14 protein-coding genes are annotated in these 17,094 nt (G+C 63.8%); 10 read left to right on the top strand and 4 right to left on the bottom strand.

The features are described 5' to 3' along the window. Positions 1 to 74 precede the first annotated feature (74 nt). Genes topA through IVB41_RS22215 form a run of 4 tightly spaced genes read left to right on the top strand, consistent with a single transcriptional unit; the run spans position 75 to position 6,404 of the window. Positions 75 to 2,834 (top strand): type I DNA topoisomerase, encoded by a 2,760-nt coding sequence (gene topA, locus IVB41_RS22230; RefSeq protein ID WP_247434988.1) that lies wholly within the window; start codon positions 75 to 77, stop codon positions 2,832 to 2,834. Between the two features lie 7 nt (positions 2,835 to 2,841). Beyond that, the gene (gene rnr / locus IVB41_RS22225; RefSeq protein ID WP_247434985.1) at positions 2,842 to 5,193 is read left to right on the top strand and encodes a ribonuclease R; all 2,352 of its coding nucleotides are present in this window, start codon (positions 2,842 to 2,844) and stop codon (positions 5,191 to 5,193) included. Further along, a complete protein-coding gene (locus IVB41_RS22220) occupies positions 5,187 to 5,621 on the top strand; it encodes a DUF983 domain-containing protein (RefSeq protein WP_247434981.1) in 435 nt (144 codons plus the stop codon). Before rnr ends, IVB41_RS22220 begins: the two co-directional genes overlap by 7 nt. Before the next feature lie 33 nt (positions 5,622 to 5,654). Next, the gene (locus tag IVB41_RS22215) at positions 5,655 to 6,404 is read left to right on the top strand and encodes an NUDIX hydrolase (protein ID WP_247434978.1); all 750 of its coding nucleotides are present in this window, start codon (positions 5,655 to 5,657) and stop codon (positions 6,402 to 6,404) included. Here IVB41_RS22215 and IVB41_RS22210 read toward each other — a convergent pair whose 3' ends face one another. Continuing rightward, positions 6,405 to 6,965, bottom strand: a complete 561-nt coding sequence (locus IVB41_RS22210; RefSeq protein ID WP_247434974.1) for a hypothetical protein — start codon at positions 6,963 to 6,965, stop codon at positions 6,405 to 6,407. A 215-nt stretch (positions 6,966 to 7,180) separates the two neighbouring features. Here IVB41_RS22210 and IVB41_RS22205 point away from each other — a divergent pair, with 215 nt between their 5' ends. From IVB41_RS22205 to IVB41_RS22195, 3 genes are all read left to right on the top strand, one after another. Continuing rightward, positions 7,181 to 8,506 carry an LLM class flavin-dependent oxidoreductase gene (locus tag IVB41_RS22205; RefSeq protein WP_247434971.1) on the top strand — a complete coding sequence of 442 codons (1,326 nt, stop codon included), beginning with the start codon at positions 7,181 to 7,183 and terminating at the stop codon, positions 8,504 to 8,506. A gap of 124 nt (positions 8,507 to 8,630) precedes the next feature. After that, positions 8,631 to 8,798 carry a 50S ribosomal protein L33 gene (rpmG, locus tag IVB41_RS22200; protein WP_007603295.1) on the top strand — a complete coding sequence of 56 codons (168 nt, stop codon included), beginning with the start codon at positions 8,631 to 8,633 and terminating at the stop codon, positions 8,796 to 8,798. A gap of 1,034 nt (positions 8,799 to 9,832) precedes the next feature. Further along, entirely contained in the window at positions 9,833 to 11,074 is a 1,242-nt protein-coding gene (locus IVB41_RS22195) for an acyltransferase (protein ID WP_247434968.1), read from the top strand. A 52-nt stretch (positions 11,075 to 11,126) separates the two neighbouring features. Here IVB41_RS22195 and IVB41_RS22190 read toward each other — a convergent pair whose 3' ends face one another. Next, positions 11,127 to 11,561, bottom strand: a complete 435-nt coding sequence (locus IVB41_RS22190) for a nuclear transport factor 2 family protein (protein ID WP_247434962.1) — start codon at positions 11,559 to 11,561, stop codon at positions 11,127 to 11,129. A gap of 96 nt (positions 11,562 to 11,657) precedes the next feature. After that, the gene (gene plsY / locus IVB41_RS22185; protein WP_247434960.1) at positions 11,658 to 12,341 is read right to left on the bottom strand and encodes a glycerol-3-phosphate 1-O-acyltransferase PlsY; all 684 of its coding nucleotides are present in this window, start codon (positions 12,339 to 12,341) and stop codon (positions 11,658 to 11,660) included. 266 nt (positions 12,342 to 12,607) lie between these two features. On the opposite strand from plsY, the gene IVB41_RS22180 reads away from it, so the two are divergent. Both IVB41_RS22180 and IVB41_RS22175 read left to right on the top strand, forming a co-directional pair. Beyond that, positions 12,608 to 13,420 (top strand): aminoglycoside phosphotransferase family protein, encoded by an 813-nt coding sequence (locus IVB41_RS22180; protein WP_247434957.1) that lies wholly within the window; start codon positions 12,608 to 12,610, stop codon positions 13,418 to 13,420. A gap of 370 nt (positions 13,421 to 13,790) precedes the next feature. Continuing rightward, positions 13,791 to 14,708, top strand: a complete 918-nt coding sequence (locus IVB41_RS22175) for an NADP-dependent oxidoreductase (protein ID WP_247434954.1) — start codon at positions 13,791 to 13,793, stop codon at positions 14,706 to 14,708. Positions 14,709 to 14,812: 104 nt separating this feature from the next. Here IVB41_RS22175 and IVB41_RS22170 read toward each other — a convergent pair whose 3' ends face one another. Then, positions 14,813 to 16,051 carry an MFS transporter gene (locus tag IVB41_RS22170; RefSeq protein WP_247434951.1) on the bottom strand — a complete coding sequence of 413 codons (1,239 nt, stop codon included), beginning with the start codon at positions 16,049 to 16,051 and terminating at the stop codon, positions 14,813 to 14,815. Positions 16,052 to 16,180: 129 nt separating this feature from the next. Here IVB41_RS22170 and IVB41_RS22165 point away from each other — a divergent pair, with 129 nt between their 5' ends. Further along, the gene (locus tag IVB41_RS22165) at positions 16,181 to 16,789 is read left to right on the top strand and encodes a TetR/AcrR family transcriptional regulator (RefSeq protein WP_346770862.1); all 609 of its coding nucleotides are present in this window, start codon (positions 16,181 to 16,183) and stop codon (positions 16,787 to 16,789) included. Positions 16,790 to 17,094: the final 305 nt, after the last annotated feature.

Here is a 17,094-nt window from a genome sequence, read left to right as displayed (position 1 = left end):
TGTTCGGGACGAAAGGGCCGACCCGAATCTCATCGAATTCGGCCCCAAATTTCCCCATAAGTTACTGGAACTACATGAATATCGTCATTGTGGAGTCGCCGGCGAAAGCCAAGACGATCAACAAGTATTTGGGCTCGTCCTACGAGGTTCTGGCCTCGTTTGGCCATGTCCGCGACTTGCCGGCGAAGAACGGCTCCGTCGATCCCGACGCCAATTTCAAGATGATCTGGGAGATCGACCCCAAGGCGGCCGGCCGGCTCAACGACATTGCCAAGTCCCTCAAGAACGCTGACCGCCTGATTCTCGCCACCGACCCTGATCGCGAGGGCGAGGCCATCTCCTGGCACGTGCTGGAGGTTCTTAAAGAGAAGCGTGCGCTCAAGGACCACAAGATCGAGCGCGTAGTGTTCAACGCCATCACCAAGCAGGCGGTCACGGACGCCATGAAGCATCCGCGCCAGATCGACGGTGCGCTGGTCGACGCCTATATGGCGCGCCGCGCGCTGGACTATCTGGTCGGCTTCACCCTCTCCCCCGTGCTGTGGCGCAAGCTGCCGGGCGCCCGCTCGGCGGGCCGCGTGCAGTCGGTGGCGCTGCGGCTGGTCTGCGACCGCGAGCTCGAGATCGAAAAGTTCGTTGCGCGCGAATACTGGTCGCTGATCGCGACCCTGCTGACGCCGCGCGGCGACGCCTTCGAAGCCCGTCTCGTCGGCGCCGACGGCAAGAAGATCCAGCGCCTTGACATCGGCACCGGCGCGGAAGCCGAAGACTTCAAGAAGGCGCTGGAAGCAGCCGCCTACGCGGTGACCACGGTCGATGCCAAGCCGGCCCGGCGTAATCCGCAGGCCCCCTTCACCACCTCGACGCTGCAGCAGGAAGCCAGTCGCAAATACGGCTTTGCGCCGGCGCACACCATGCGCATCGCGCAGCGGCTCTATGAAGGCATCGATATCGGCGGCGAGACCACCGGACTCATTACTTATATGCGTACCGACGGCGTGCAGATCGACCCGTCCGCGATCACCCAGGCCCGCAAGGTGATCGGCGAGGATTACGGCAACGCTTACGTTCCGGACGCGCCGCGCCAGTACCAGGCCAAGGCCAAGAACGCCCAGGAAGCCCACGAAGCGATCCGGCCGACCGACATGTCGCGCCGCCCCGATAGCATGAGCCGCAAGCTCGAGTCCGATCAGGCGAGGCTCTATGAGCTGATCTGGAAGCGCACCATCGCGAGCCAGATGGAATCGGCCGAACTGGAACGCACCACGGTCGACATCACGGCGAAGGTTGGCGGCCGCACGCTGGACCTGCGCGCCACCGGCCAGGTCGTCAAGTTCGACGGCTTCCTCGCACTTTATCAGGAAGGCCGCGACGACGAGGAGGACGAGGACTCCCGCCGCCTGCCCGCGATGAGCCCGAATGACGCGCTGAAGCGGCAGTCGCTCGCCGTCACCCAGCATTTCACCGAGCCGCCGCCGCGCTTCTCCGAAGCCTCGCTGGTCAAGCGCATGGAAGAGCTTGGCATCGGCCGGCCCTCGACCTATGCCTCGATCCTCCAGGTCCTCAAAGACCGCGGCTACGTCAAGCTCGAAAAGAAGCGCCTGCACGGCGAGGACAAGGGCCGGGTCGTGGTCGCGTTCCTCGAAAGCTTCTTTGCCCGATACGTCGAATACGATTTCACCGCCAATCTGGAAGAGCAGCTCGACCGCATCTCCAACAACGAGATCTCCTGGCAGCAGGTGCTGAAGGATTTCTGGACCGGCTTCATCGGCGCGGTCGACGAGATCAAGGATCTGCGTGTAGCCCAGGTGCTCGACGTGCTCGACGACATGCTGGGGCAGCACATCTATCCTCCCCGCACCGATGGCGGCGACATCAGGCAGTGCCCGAGCTGCGGCAACGGACGGCTCAATCTGAAGGCCGGCAAATTCGGCGCCTTCGTCGGCTGCTCGAACTATCCGGAATGCCGCTACACCCGTCAGCTTGCCGCCGACGGCGAGGCCACGGCCGATCGTTCGCTCGGCCAGGACCCTGATACGGGTCGTGATGTCTGGGTCAAGGCCGGCCGGTTCGGCCCCTACATCCAGCTCGGCGAGCAGAAGGATTATGCGGAGGGCGAGAAGCCGAAGCGCGCGGGCATTCCGAAGGGGACTTCTCCTGGAGATGTCGAGCTCGAGCTTGCGCTCAAGCTGCTGTCGCTGCCGCGCGAGATCGGCAAGCACCCGGAAACCGGCGAGCCGATCACCGCGGGTCTCGGCCGCTTCGGGCCGTTCGTAAAGCACGAGAAGACCTATGCCAGCCTCGAGGCCGGCGACGAAGTGTTCGACATCGGCATCAACCGGGCGGTGACGCTGATCGCGGAGAAAATCGCCAAGGGCCCGAGCCGCCGCTTCGGCGCCGATCCCGGCAAGGCGATTGGCGATCATCCTACCCTCGGCACCGTCACGGTGAAGGGCGGTCGCTACGGCGCCTACGTCACAGCCGGCGGCGTCAACGCGACGATCCCGAGCGACATCGAGAAAGACGCCATCACGCTGCCGCAGGCGATCGCGCTGATCGACGAGCGCGCGGCCAAGGGCGGCGGCAAGAAATCGAAGAAGGCGGCGAAGCCGGCCAAGGCCAAGAAGGCTGCTGCCAAGGCCGCCGACGGCGACGACGCCGCGCCAAAAACCAAAAAGCCGGCCGCGAAGAAGGCGGCCAAACCCAAATCCGAATCCACCAGCAAGGCGCGCGCCGCCGTGTCGTCGACGGCCAAGACTTCGGCCATCAAGACGTCGCCGACCAAGGCATCCGGCGCCAAAGCTCCGGCCAAGAAAAGTGCCGGCACCAAATAGAGGCTAAGTGAAACGCAAGAATGACCGTGGCTTTCCCGACCGGGCAGCCATCGTCGCCTTCATCAAGGCAAATCCCGGAAAGGTCGGAACCCGCGAAATTGCGCGCGAGTTCGGCCTGAAGAACGCCGACCGCATCGAGCTCAAGCGCATGCTGCGCGAGCTCGCCGACGACGGGCTCGTCAAGAAAAAGCGCCATACGATTTCAGAGCCGGACAGCCTGCCGCCGACGCTGGTCGCCGACATCACCGGCCGCGACACCGACGGCGAGCTGATGGCCTCCCCCACCGAATGGGACGAGGTCGAAAGCGGCGAACCGCCAAAGATCCTCATCACGATGCCGCGCCGGCCAAAACCCGGCACCGCGGCCGGCGTTGGCGATCGCGCGCTGCTGCGGGTCGAGCGCTCCGACGAGACCGAAGGCCCGGCCTATCGCGGCCACATCATCAAGGTCTTCGACAAGACCAAGAGCCGCATCCTCGGCGTCTTCCGCAGCCTGCCCGAAGGCGGCGGACGGATCATCCCCGTCGACAAGAAGTCCGCCGACCGCGAGCTGAACATCGCCCCGACCGAGACGCACGGCGCGCAGGACGGCGATCTCGTCAGCGTCGACATCATCCGCTCGCGCGGCTTTGGGCTGGCGTCAGGCCGGGTCAAGGAGAAGCTCGGCTCGGTCAAGTCGGAGAAGGCGATCAGCCTGATCGCGATCTACGCGCACGACATCCCGCTGCAATTCCGTCCCGCGGCGGAGCGCGAAGCCGAAGCGGCGGAGCCGGCCAATCTGAAGGGGCGCGAGGACTGGCGCGACGTCCCGCTGGTCACCATCGATCCGCCGGATGCCAAGGATCACGACGACGCGGTGCACGCGCAGCCGGATCCTGATCCCAACAACAGAGGCGGCTTCATCGTCGATGTCGCCATCGCCGACGTGAGCTTCTACGTGCGGCCTGGCACCGCGCTCGACCGCGACGCGCTCGACCGCGGCAACTCGGTCTATTTCCCCGACCGCGTCGTGCCGATGCTGCCCGAGCGCATCTCCAACGATCTGTGCTCGCTGGTGCCGGGCGAGCCGCGCGGCGCGCTCGCGGTGCGGATGATCATCGCCCCCGATGGGCGCAAACGCTCGCACAGCTTCCATCGCATCCTGATGCGCTCCGCAGCCAAGCTGAACTACGCCCAGGCGCAGGCCGCGATCGACGGAAGGCCGGACGACACCACCGGCCCCCTGCTCGATCCGATTCTGCGGCCGCTCTATGCGGCCTATGCCTGCGTCAAGCGCGCGCGAGACGAGCGCGATCCGCTCAATCTCGATCTGCCCGAGCGAAAGATCCTGCTCAAGCCCGACGGCACGGTCGACCGCGTCGTCGTGCCCGACAGGCTCGACGCGCACAAGCTGATCGAGGAGTTCATGATCCTCGCCAATGTCGCGGCAGCCGAGATGCTCGAGAAGAAGTCGCTGCCGCTGATCTACCGCGTGCATGACGAGCCGACCCTGGAAAAGGTCCACGCGCTCGCGGAATTCCTGGCGACGCTGGACGTTCCGTTCGCGAAAGGCGGCGCGCTGCGCCCCGCTCTGTTCAACCGCGTGCTGGCGCAGCTCGAAGGCCACGACCACTTTCCGCTGGTGAGCGAGGTCGTGCTGCGCGCCCAGGCGCAGGCCGAATATTCCTCGGAGAATTACGGTCATTTCGGCCTGAACCTGCGCCGCTACGCGCATTTCACCTCGCCGATCCGCCGCTATGCCGACCTCGTCGTGCACCGCGCGCTGGTTCGCGCGCTCGGGCTTGGCGAAGGCGCGCTGCCCGACACCGAGACGCCGGAAACGTTGAGCGAAGTCGCAGCCCACATCTCGGTCACCGAGCGGCGGGCGATGAAGGCGGAGCGCGAGACCGTCGACCGCCTGATCGCCCATCACCTCGCCGACCGCATCGGTTCGAACTTCCAGGGCCGCGTCTCCGGCGTCACGCGCGCCGGCCTGTTCGTCAAGCTCGCTGAGACCGGCGCCGACGGCTTGATCCCGATCCGATCCCTCGGCACGGAATATTTCAACTATGACGAGGGCCGGCACGCCCTGGTCGGCACGCGCAGCGGCACCATGCATCAGCTCGGTGATGTCGTCGACGTCCGCCTGATCGAGGCAGCTCCCATCGCGGGCGCGCTACGATTCGAGCTGCTGTCATCGTCCGGTGAGTCCGCGCCGCGGAGCCGCAGGGGATCGGGTCCGCAACGCCGCCCCTCGTTCAAGGCGCATCCCGGGCGCAGTCCCGACAAGAAGCGCAAGCCGGACAAGCCGAAGCCCGGCAAGGGCAAAAAGGCGAAGGGAAAAAGCAAAGGCAAGGGTCAGAAGGGTAAGGCATGGTGAGCACAACCCCGAAGATCTGGACCCGCGAGACCGGCCTCGTCGAGAAGCGCGACGTCTTTGCTGCCATGAAGCGCGGCTTTCGCGGCCGCTGCCCCCGCTGCGGCGACGGAAGACTGTTCCGCGCCTTCCTGAAGACCGCGGACAATTGCTCGGTCTGCGGCCTCGATTTCACCCCGCATCGGGCCGACGATCTACCCGCCTATCTCGTCATTGTCATCGTCGGCCATATCGTGGTGCCCACCGTCCTCTGGATCGAGACCAATTACACCACGCCGGTCTGGATCAGCTTCGCGGCCTATCTGCCCTTTACCTTCGTCGCCTCGCTGGCACTGCTCCAGCCGGTGAAGGGAGCCGTGGTCGGATTGCAATGGGCTCTGCGCATGCACGGGTTTGACGAGAACCCGACGGATGGTATTCCGCCGGTGTAGGCAAAATAAACAAGAAGCAGTTTGGGTGAGGACATGACGGATACGTCGCAGGCAGCCGACAAGGCCAAGATCCACGAGGGCAAGGAAGCCGACCATCATCCCTATTTCCGCCCGAAGGATGCGGCAACCCTGATCCTGGTCGATCGCAGCGGCACAACTCCAAAAGTCCTGGTCGGCAAGCGCCACGACAACGTGGTGTTCATGCCCGGAAAGTTCGTCTTCCCCGGCGGACGCGTCGACAAGGACGATTATCGCGTGCCGTGCGCGGCGCCTGTAACCGCCGAGTTGGAGGCCAATCTCGCCAAGGGCAGTCCGAAGACGCCGGCCTCGCGCGCGAAGTCGCTGGCGATTGCCGCGATCCGCGAGGCCTGCGAGGAAACCGGTCTCTGCTTGGGACGCAAGGCCGAAGGCAAGGCCAAACTCGAAGGCGCCTGGAAACCGTTCGCCGATGCGGGCCTGTTGCCCGACCCCTCCAGCCTGTTCCTGATCGCGCGCGCGATCACCCCGCCCGGCCGCGTCAAGCGGTTCGACACGCGCTTCTTCACGGCGGACGCCTCCGCTATTACCCATCGCGTCGACGGCGTGATCCATGCCGATGCCGAGCTTGTCGAGCTGGTCTGGGTCGAGCTCGGCTCGAAGCCGCTCGCCGATCTCCATCCCATGACGCGCAACGTGCTCAACGAGCTCGACGCGCGCCTCGCCACCGGCCCGCTCCGCCATGATGCACCGGTGCCGTTCTTCCATTTCTACGGCGGCAAGATGCAGAAGGACATTTTGAGCTGATCAGTTTGTGACGTCCGCATCGTCCGCATCAGGCTCGGTGCCGACATAGTCGCGCGCGGGAACGTTCAGCACTCGCCCGAGCTCGCTGGCGAACCGACTGGCTTCCTCGCGCTTGGTGAAGCTCATCAGCGTGATCGGCTCGGTCCCTTTGTTGCCGCAGAGATTGACATCGTATGTCGTCAGCGCCGGATCGTCCTCGTCGGTAATGCTGATGAAATGATAATCGGCGAGATCGCGATGGTTGCGAAAATTCAGCGGGCCGAACTGCCTGGTGATGACGATCTGGCGCAGCGTCTCGTTCAGCACGACGAAGGTGCGGAAGATGAGCAGGATGATTCCGGGGATGCCGACGAGCAACCCGAGTCCCGTGAACACCAGCACCGGCATGAGATCATCGGCGAGCCGGCCAAAACCGGAGAAATCCTGCCGCAGGCCGAGCGCGACATTCCACAGCAGATAGAAGCTCGCCGCCAGCAGCGGCAATGACAGCAGCCGCCCGACCCAGGGCATGGGCCGGTCGATGCGGACGATGCGCCCGTCCACGGTCATTGCACCTGCCATCGAAAGTCTCATCGGGAGCGAAAGTCATGGCTTGGTCGGAGTGAGCCGTGGATCGGTTCGATGGGACTCCTCCGTCGTTCCGGGCGTTGCCCGGGATGACGCGAATGTGCTGAGCTGACATCGAAAAACAAAATAATCTTCCCGCCTCCCCCGATGGCGGAGTTCCGCGGCATGCCTATGTCTTTCGGAACGACACCAAAAACGGATACCGGGCGATGGCACAACGGCAACTCAAGCTTGGCGCGTTCATGCGCCCGATCAGCATCCACACCGGCGCCTGGCGCTATCCCGGGGCCTGGCCCGACGCCAATTTCAACTTCAGCCACATCAAGACGCTGATCCAGAAGCTCGAGGCCGGCAAGTTCGACGCCTTCTTCATGGCCGATCACCTCGCCGTGCTGAACATGCCGGTCAATGCGCTCAAGCGCAGCCACACGGTCACCTCGTTCGAGCCATTCACGCTGTTGTCGGCGCTCTCGGCCGTCACCGAGCGGATCGGCCTGATCGCGACGGGCTCGACCACGTTCGACGAGCCCTATCACGTCGCGCGGCGCTTCGCTTCGCTCGACCATCTCAGCGGCGGCCGTGCGGGCTGGAACATCGTCACCACCTCGAACCCGGATGCAGCGCTGAATTTCGGCCTCGACGACCACATGGAGCACGGCGAGCGCTACAAGCGCGCCCGCGAGTTCTACGACGTCGTCACGGGCCTGTGGGATTCCTTTGCCGATGACGCCTTCGTGCGCGATGTCGAAAGCGGCGTGTTCGTCGATCCCGCCAAGATGCATGTGCTCGACCATCAGGGCAAATATCTGAAGGTGCGCGGTCCCCTCAACATCGCCCGCCCGGTCCAGGGCTGGCCGGTGATCGTGCAGGCCGGCGCCTCCGACGACGGCAGGCAGCTTGCGGCAGAGACCGCCGAAGCCGTCTTCACCGGCGGCGGCAGTCTTGCCGACAGCCAGAAACTCTATGCCGACATCAAGGGCCGCATGGAGAAGGTCGGCCGCGATCCCGAACACCTCAAGATCCTCCCCGGCGCCTTTGTCGTGGTCGGCGACAGCGTCGACGAGGCCAGGGAGAAGCGCGCCCTGCTCGACAGCCGCGTGCATTACGACAGCGCCATCGCCTCGCTCTCGGTCATCCTAGGCACGGATGCCTCAGGCTTCGACCCGGATGGCCCTCTCCCCGAAATCCCCGAGACCAATGCCAGCAAGAGCGGCCGTCAGCGCATGGTCGACCTCGCCGCCCGCGACAAGCTCACGGTGCGCCAGCTCGCTCAACGCGTTGGCGGCTATGGCGGGCTATCCTTCGTCGGCACGGCCAAAACCATTGCCGATCAGATGGAGGAATGGCTGGTCGGGCGCGGCTCCGACGGCTTCAACATCATGTTCCCGTTCTTGCCCGCCGGCCTAGACGATTTCGTCGACAAGGTGGTCCCGGAGCTGCAGCGCCGCGGGATTTTCCGGAAAGAGTATGAAGGGCCCACTTTGAGAGAGAATCTGGGCCTGCCGCGGCCCAAAAACCGGTTCTTCGAGGCGTAATCGGGCCGATTTGGGCGGTTTTCGACCCCTAAAATCTTGACATCAGGCCGTTTCTGGCTAGGTTGCCGGCCAACGCGGGCCATTTGGCCGGCTCCAGATTCCCTTCGTTCCTGAGGTTCTGAACATGGCCAAAGCGGTCACCATCAAGGTCAAGCTCGTGTCCTCGGCCGACACTGGCTTCTACTACGTCGCCAAGAAGAATTCGCGCACCATGACCGACAAGCTGGTCAAGAAGAAGTACGATCCCGTGGCGCGCAAGCACGTCGAATTCCGCGAAGCCAAGATCAAGTAAGATCGCGGGACGCTGAAGACTTTTGCGGGGCCCTTGCGGGCCCCGTTTTATTTTGGCCCCTCTCGCGTGTCCCGGATGCGCAGCAGCGCCCCGTGGACGTGACGCTGCGCTGCGTCCGGGGCACGAGGGCTGAGCTCGGCACAGCGAGTCGTCGCCAGATTTTGTTCAACCCTCGGTTGCTCGCTCCCGAATGTATGTTAGCGTGCACTTGCCGGGCGGGAATGTCCGTCCCGGCTTTGGAAGGACATGGTCATGAGATTCTCATCAAGCCTTGTCGTGCCTTCAACCATCGCTGCCTTGTCAACAATCTTACTGTGCGCGCCGGCAGCGTCGCAAATCCCAACCGGCTCCGCCGCCACGATTCCCCCCGTCACGGTCGACGCGCCGAAACAGGTGGCAAGGCCACACGTGTCGGAGCGAGGAGCAAACACAATTGCCCCTCGTCGGACTACCTCAACAGCTCAAACGTCAGCCGCGCGCACGCCTACGTATGCGCCGGGTTCTGTGATGGGGAGGATTGCCGGCCTAGAGAAAGTCGCCAGCAGCTGCAACGGAGGCTGTGCATCGAGCTTCCCAAGCGGCAAGGATCCGTGGGTTGGATGCAGCGAGTCAGGCGGCAACATAGACTACGGTCCTTTCTCGCCAACCTGCCGCGACACCATCACCCACAAATCCTACCTGGATTGCGTCGACACCAGGACGTTCCTGGGCGACAACCGAAACAAGGCCCACTGGTTGTGCAGCAGCCTGGCCGCCGGCAACAGGTTTAAGGTCGCCGATCTCAAGCGATCAGCACGCACGCGTTAGTCCATCCTCTCCGCAGCCCTTCTGTTGCGATCGAGCTCAGCTCACTCGTGTCCAGACCCGGACGCAGCGCGTGGCGTTGCGTCCGGGCATGAGAGCAGGGTTACGTGACTAACCCAAAGATCCTGCGCATTTCGACCACGACGGACCAAGTGTGACGCACCTCGCAGAGCGCCTTCACCACCTCCGATATCTCCAGCGGGATCGTTGCATGAACCTGGTCCATTCCCGTGAAGAGCCATTTGCCGTTGCTGGATCCGCTGCGCTTCGCCGCCGCCCTCGGCGTCGCCATGTTTCACCAGATGTTCTGGTCCTGGGCCTGGACCTCGATCGGCGTCCCCGGTTTCGAGCGCACTGTCGCCGCCGATGTTCTCTACCCGTCCGCCGCGCCCTACACGTGGTTCGGCTGGGTCGGCGTCGAAATCTTCTTCGTCATTTCCGGCTTTGTCATCGCGAATTCCGCAAGCACGTCTTCGCCGGGCGCCTTTCTTCTTGGTCGCGCACTCAGGATTTATCCTGCGGTCTGGGTCTGCGCCACCGCGACGTTCCTCGTTCTGCTTCTCTTCGGGAGCGGACCGGCATCCGAACTCATTCTGCCCTACGCCCACGCCATGCTGATGGTGCCCAAGGGAGTCACCGGTCAGTGGCTCGACGAAGTCTATTGGACACTGGCAGCCGAGACGGCATTTTATGGTCTCGTGTTCTGCGCGATGCTCACCAAGAAGGTCACCCTGCGGCACCTCGCCTGGGGTCTCACCATCTACAGCGCAATCTTCAATGCCGTCGCGCTACTCGTGCTGTCATGCACGACGCCATCCGATCTGCCTTATCTCGTCATTCTGATGTTTCGGGTGCCGTGCGCGGCATTCCTGCTGACGCATGGCTGCTTCTTTGCGCTGGGGATCTGGCTGTTCATCTCCGCGAACAGACAATTGACGGCGCTCGAACAGGTCGCAATTGCCATCACGTGTCTATCAGGCGCGGCGGAAATCTACTTCTTCGCCTCGTTCTTCTTGACGTCCATCCCCGCCATCTCGGATCAATCGGCTCTCGTGCCGATCATGGTCTGGGCTGCTGCAGTGCTCCTCATTGCCATCGCCGCGAAGCGGAGCAGGCGCTCTGCGGGCAACGCTTCTCCTGAAACACCAGCCTATTTGAGAACGCTCGGACTGATCACCTATCCGCTCTATCTCACGCATAACGTCATCGGCACCGCGATCATTCGTGCCCTGGTCGATGCCGGCTGGGATGCCACCTCGGCCGTCTGGATCGCGCTGGGCCTGCTTGTTCTGGTCTGCTGGTTCATTTGCGCGAAGATCGAGCCCGCCGTCAGATCCGCGCTGATGCAAACCCTTTCCCATTTCGGAAAGCTGCCGGAAAGACAGCCGACGTCGAGGCGCCCGGCATTCGCTCGAGGGCTGCGCCTGCGTCCCGCACGTTCCCTCTCGTATAACGGACGCGCTGCAGCGTGAAACGCTGCTGCGCAGAGTTGGGACGCAGACAGCAACACAGCACGACCCGCGATCAGGGCGCTGCGACCGCCACCGTTTCTTCGATGATCCTCAGTTGTCCATTTTCGCTGGTGAGTATGGATGAGTAATAACCGTGAAACGGACGGTCTCCCATCTTGGCCTCCCATGTCCCGGCGTTGAAGACGTAGGCGCCCTCGGGGCGAGAGACGGTTCGTTGAACCGAATAGTCATGCAGTCCGAGCTTGAGGGCGTCGCTGAAACTCCGGCGAATGGCATCCCTGCCCTGAAAGATACCGCTGGGTGTCACCCGCACAGCGTTCTCCGTAAATGTTGCGGCCATACTGTTGAGGTCACCGCGATTATACGCTTCTGAAAAATGCTTGTGCATCTCGTCCATGGCGGCAGCGTCAAGCGTCTCTCCCGCAATCGTCATGCGCGGAATGGCGAACAGCAGGCAGAGGATAAAACTCGCTGATCTGAAGGCCATGTTCCCTCCGTTGGGTTCACTATTGTGAATTGAAATCGCTCAGGTCTGTTCGACAACCGAGTGTTGCGGCACCTCAATGGGTGGCCCAGTCCCGTGCTAAACTTGCGCCTCCGCTTTCGCACTCTGGCCATTTCGAATCAGGCGCGGCTCCGTTCCCGCCAAAAGTCTTTGGATGTTCGCACGATGGCGGATGATCACGTAGAGGCCGCCTCCGATCACCAGCAACCGGTACGGCAACGGGTGCTCGACCGCGCAGACAAGAACGATCGCCGTCAACGCCGCGAGCATCGAGCTCAAGGAAACGATCCGCGTGATAGCCAGCACGAAGCCAAAGGCGGCTGCAGCCCCCAATCCAACGGGCCAGGACATCGCCAGCAACACACCGAGTCCGGCGGCAGCCGACTTGCCGCCCGTGAAGTTCAGCCAGATCGATCGGCTATGTCCCAACAGCACGGCAATTCCAGCCAGACAAACAGCCCACGGCACCCACAGCTGCAGATCAGAAGCTGTCGGCGACGGGGATAATTCTGCATAGAGCCAGGGACAGAACGAGCGCGCAACAATGATGGCACCCACGCCCTTCAGCACATCGCCGACGAGCACGAACAAGGCAGGCCATTTGCCGAGAGTGCGCAAGACATTCGTTGCCCCGGTGGACTTGGAGCCATGCCTTCGGATGTCGATTTCCCTGAGCAGTTTCCCCGCCAGATACCCCGTGGGGATCGAGCCGAGCAGATAGGCGATCAACAACCCAACCGCGCCCGCTGTCCAAAACGCCATGGGTTTATGTCCCGTTTCCTGAACGCTGTTTTATCCCCGACTTCGTCTGACCGCTATGGGTCTGAAGCGCCGCGGACGCTCGTGAGCACCCGCTTCCCTACGCCGTCCGCAACATTGGCGCCGGCGGCTGCAACGGCCGGATCGGCGCGAACGCGATCGAAGGTCTCTGCAGGTCGAAACGCGATCATAATGTCCGGCTGCCCTCGCGACAGGATGGTTCCTTTTTTCTCGCCGCCGGTGTTTCATCTGCACGGTGGAGAACGGGCATGCAGGGATCGCTGGGGGAAAAGATCGGTGAAGGCGCCTTCTCCGAAGCCTACGCCTGGGCGCCCGGTCAGGTCGTGAAGCTATTCAAGGCCGGCGTCTCTCATCTGCTCGGCCGGCATGAGGTACGCATGATCCGCGCCGTGCGGGCCGCCGGCGTCCCGGTGCCGGCGGTGTTCGGCGAGGTGACGCTGGACGGGCGCTTCGGCATCGTGCTGGAGCGCCTCGACGGACCGACCCTGTGGCATCTCTCGCGGACCGGCGCGGTGACTTTCGAACAGGCGGGCGCGATCGTCGCGGCTCTGGCCATGACTCTTCACAAGACGTCCGCGCCGCCGGAGCTCCTCTCCATGCGCGCGTATATGGAGAGCGAGTTGCGGCACGACGACGGCAAGGTCCCGAAGCACATCGCCGCCGATATCCTCGCCCTGATCGATCGCCTGCCGACCGGCGACGGGCTTTGCCATTGCGACCTTAGCCCCGGCAACGTGATCATGACGGCGGAAGGCCCAAAGCTTGTCGACTGGACCTTCGCGATGCGCGGGCCCGCCGCCCTCGATCTTGGGTTCTTGCATGTCATCCTGTCCGAGCTCGCACCGGAACTAGCCGACAATCCGGAGCGGCCGCGCGCGACCAATGCGGCGGCGCAATCCGAATATGCGCGGCTGGCCGGCATGTCTCTGGCGGAGCTGACGGCGGCAATGGAGCCGTATTTGCCTATCGTCCGCACCTTCGTCGTCCTCGGAAACGTGGTGCCTGCGCTGCGGGAGCAACTGATCCAGCGCATCGAAGCGGGGCTGCGCGCGAAAGACTGAACCGTCCGCAACCTGGATTCCTGCTCGCCCTCTCAAGGCGCTCTCGATCACCGAGCAAATCTCGGCAGCCAATGGAGCCCGTTTGGCACAATCGAGTTGCATCGGGAGGCGGCCGTCGCGCTTGATACAGCCAAAATCGACATTCTTGGTACTGTTTTATAGCCGGGCGCAACGCATCTATTCGCTGACACCAGCGATCGGAGCGATCCCGATCCATCAGGCTGAGTGGGAGCCCCGGTCACTGCGGACAGCGGAGATTGCGGACACGGAGACAGGAGTTCCACACGGCCTGGCATTCTGTGGATAGCCGGTGCGTCCACGCTCTCTGCATTATTCGACCAAGAGACAAATGACAGAGGAGATAATTCCCATGAAGGCGATCGTCGTAACGGACCAGGCCGCAGGAACGGCCGGGATGAAGCTCATGGACAGACCCGAGCCGCAGGCAGCGATAAACGACGTCGTCGTTCAGGTTCATGCGTCGGGATTCGTACCGACTGAGCTGGCGTGGCCGTCGACCTGGACCGATCGCCTCGAACGTGACCGAACACCATCGATCCTTGGGCACGAGCTGGCCGGAGTGGTCTCCGCCCTCGGATATGGCACGACGGGGCTGTCAGTCGGACAGCGGGTGTTCGGCCTCGCGGACTGGTATCGAGACGGCACACTGGCCGAGTATGTGGCGATCGAGGCACGCAACCTTGCACCGCTGCCGGGCGACGTCGACTTTACCCTGGGTGCGAGTCTGCCGATCTCGGGCCTGACGGCCTGGCAAGGGCTGTTCCAACACGGCCGTCTTCAGGCGGGGCAAAGCGTCCTCGCACACGGCGCGGCCGGCGCAGTCGGGTCGATGGTGACGCAACTCGCACGAGAGGCCGGCGCCTACGTCATCGGCTCTGGACGCGCCGCCGACCGTCAGACAGTGCTCGACTTCGGCGCGAAGGAGTTCGTCGACCTCGACAACGACACCCTGAAGGACGTGGGCAAAGTCGATCTGGTGTTCGATGTCATCGGCGGTGACATCCAGAAGCGATCCGCAGCACTGATCCGGGCCGGAGGAACACTGGTGACGATCGTGGGGCCGGCCGAGACGCGGCCCTCCGATGGCCTGGCGGTCGACTTCGTCGTCGAGTCCGATCGGGCCCAACTGAGTGAGATCGTACGGCGGGTGCGGGACGGACGACTGCGGACGAACATCGGCAACGTCTCGACCCTCGACGATGCCGTCGCCGCATTAAATCCGACCAAGCGACGCAAGGGGAATACGATTATCCACATTCGTCCCTGAGAGACGCGCGCCCATCGATGCACGCGGCCGCCCGGCGATCGCGGCCAAGCAGCGCGGCGTCCGCTGTAAACTTCAAAGCGGACGCCCATGAGGACACGCCCAGCCTACGCCGTCCGCAACACCGTCGCCGGCGGCTGCGACGGCCGGATCAGCGCGAACGCCACCTGCACGATGCCGCCGGCCAACCCCAGCGCGACACCGATGCGCCAGGCCATGGTGTAGGAGCCGAGCGCGTCGTAGAGCAGCCCTCCTCCGTACGCGCCGAGGAAGCTGCCGATCTGGTGGCTCATGAAGGCGAGGCCCTGGATCATCGCCTGCCAGCGCAGGCCGAACATCTCGGCCACCGCGCCCGCGACCAGCGGTCCCACGCCCATCCACAAGAAGCCCATGATCGCGCCGAACAGCAGCGTCGAGGCAGGCGTTGCCGGCAGCATGAAATACCAGGCCAGCGCCAGCGAGCGCAGGACGTAGATGCCGCCGAGAAGCGCGAGCTTGTTCCAGCGCTGGCCAGCCCAGCCGAAGAACAGCGAGCCGAGCACGTTGAAGCCGCCGATCATGCCGAGCGTCTGCGCGCTCAGCATCGGATCGAGGCCGCAGATCGCGAGATAGGACGGCAGGTGCGTGGTGAGGAACACGAGCTGCATGCCGCAGACGAGATAGGCGCAGGTCATCACCACGAACGACGCATTGCCGAAGGCGGTCTTCGCCGCGATCATGGCCGTGGCATCGACGATCTCGTCAGTCGCGGGCTTCGGCAGCGGGACCGCGTCAACGCGCCCGGCATACCAGGCCGCCGGGATCATCAGCACCGACATCACGACGAAGCCGGCGAGCCCGACGCGCCAGCCAAAGCCCTCGTTGAGCATCTGCCCGAGCGGCGCCGACAGCAACGCGCCGAGCGAGCCCGCGCCGGAGACGATGCCAAGCACGGTGGAACGCACCGTCGCGGGTACCGCGCGCGCCGCCACCGACATCGCGATCGCCGCCGCGGTGCAGGCGAGCGAAGTGCCGATCAGCACGCCGGCGCCGATCATGATGGCGACGAGACCGTTCGCGGTTGCCATCAGCACCAGGCCCGCGATGTACATGAATGAGCCTGCAATCATGATGGGACGGAAGCCGTAGCGCGTGGTCATCGCGCCGGCGAGCGGCTGGAGAAAGCCCCAGGCGAGGTTTTGCACGGCCAGCGCCAGCGTGAAGTCGGAGATCGACAGATGGATGTCGTGGGTCAGCGGCTGCATGAAGATGCCGAGGCTCTGGCGCAGCCCCATGCTCAGCGTCAGCATGATCGAGGCGCCGATCAGGATGGGCAATGTCGGACGCAGGACCTGCAGCAGCGGCATTTTCTTCTCCCTCACCGGCGCGGCGCGAACGCCGTGGTCTGCAATATCGGTTGATTTTGGTTACACAGACCTGTGTACTTAGGCTATGGATAGCAGGCGCTGTCAAGCCAACAGGACATTCACCGCCGCATGGCTCCCCCGCCGGCCCCACAGACGATGAAAGAGCGGATCCTCGAGACCGCCGACAAGCTGTTCTATCTGCAAGGCATTCGCGCCATCGGGGTCGACACCATCGCGGCCGAGATCGGCATCTCCAAACGCACGCTCTACAACCACTTCCCCTCCAAGGACGCGCTGATCGCGGCCTATCTGGAGCGCCGCTTCGTGCAGCCCCGCGCCTCGGACAAGCCCCCGGCCGAGCAGATCCTCGCCACCTTTGATTCGCTGGAGCGCCGCTTCGCCGCAAAAGACTTTCGCGGCTGCCCGTTCGTGAATGCGGTCGCCGAGCTTGGCCCGGCGGACCGCGCCGTGAAGAAGATCGCCATCGCCTTCAAGGAAAGCCGTCGCGTCTGGTTTCGCGACCGCCTCAACGAGCTCGGCGTTGCGAACGCGGAAGCACTCGCAACGCAGCTCGTGCTGCTGGTCGACGGCTCCATCGCGCAGGACCTCGTCCGCGACGACCCCGCAATGGCGCGTGCCGCGAAGGAAGCGGCGACAGTGTTGCTGCGGAATGCCGGGGTGGATGTGGGAGATGAGGCTGCTGTGAAGCCAGGCAGGCGGCCGGTTCGGCATCCCTGAAGCAGCTGCAAGATCATAACCCGGTTCGCTCGCCGCAAGAAGTCTGATCAGGCAAGCACGTACCCCAACGTCCGTTTGCCGTGCTTCACCTTCGATCCCTTGAAGAGAGCGAACTGTTAGTCCGCTTTTGACCCTGGCTGTGTGAAAACGCCGTGCCTGCTATGATTCCCGCACTGAATCGGCGGGGGCTGGCATGGCTCGTTTCGTTCAAGGAGCTGATCGCGGGCAATCTACTTTGTTGCCGGAATGCCTGGACGACTGGGTTGCAGATGACAATCCGGTTCGCGTGATCGACGCCTTCGTTG

This window comes from Bradyrhizobium sp. 44 (assembly GCF_023073095.1).
Classification (GTDB): domain Bacteria; phylum Pseudomonadota; class Alphaproteobacteria; order Rhizobiales; family Xanthobacteraceae; genus Bradyrhizobium.
Note: the sequence above shows the minus strand (reverse complement) of the source record. Positions and strands in the feature narration are given on the sequence as shown.

Coding starts and splice junctions, on each gene's coding strand:
- IVB41_RS22215 (WP_247434978.1), top strand. CDS start 5,655: ATGACGGATACGTCGCAGGCAGCCGACAAGGCCAAGATCCACGAGGGC.
- IVB41_RS22165 (WP_346770862.1), top strand. CDS start 16,181: ATGGCTCCCCCGCCGGCCCCACAGACGATGAAAGAGCGGATCCTCGAG.
- IVB41_RS22210 (WP_247434974.1), bottom strand. CDS start 6,965: ATGGCAGGTGCAATGACCGTGGACGGGCGCATCGTCCGCATCGACCGG.
- topA (WP_247434988.1), top strand. CDS start 75: ATGAATATCGTCATTGTGGAGTCGCCGGCGAAAGCCAAGACGATCAAC.
- IVB41_RS22180 (WP_247434957.1), top strand. CDS start 12,608: ATGCAGGGATCGCTGGGGGAAAAGATCGGTGAAGGCGCCTTCTCCGAA.
- IVB41_RS22205 (WP_247434971.1), top strand. CDS start 7,181: ATGGCACAACGGCAACTCAAGCTTGGCGCGTTCATGCGCCCGATCAGC.
- IVB41_RS22175 (WP_247434954.1), top strand. CDS start 13,791: ATGAAGGCGATCGTCGTAACGGACCAGGCCGCAGGAACGGCCGGGATG.
- rpmG (WP_007603295.1), top strand. CDS start 8,631: ATGGCCAAAGCGGTCACCATCAAGGTCAAGCTCGTGTCCTCGGCCGAC.
- IVB41_RS22190 (WP_247434962.1), bottom strand. CDS start 11,561: ATGGCCTTCAGATCAGCGAGTTTTATCCTCTGCCTGCTGTTCGCCATT.
- plsY (WP_247434960.1), bottom strand. CDS start 12,341: ATGGCGTTTTGGACAGCGGGCGCGGTTGGGTTGTTGATCGCCTATCTG.
- IVB41_RS22220 (WP_247434981.1), top strand. CDS start 5,187: ATGGTGAGCACAACCCCGAAGATCTGGACCCGCGAGACCGGCCTCGTC.
- IVB41_RS22170 (WP_247434951.1), bottom strand. CDS start 16,051: ATGCCGCTGCTGCAGGTCCTGCGTCCGACATTGCCCATCCTGATCGGC.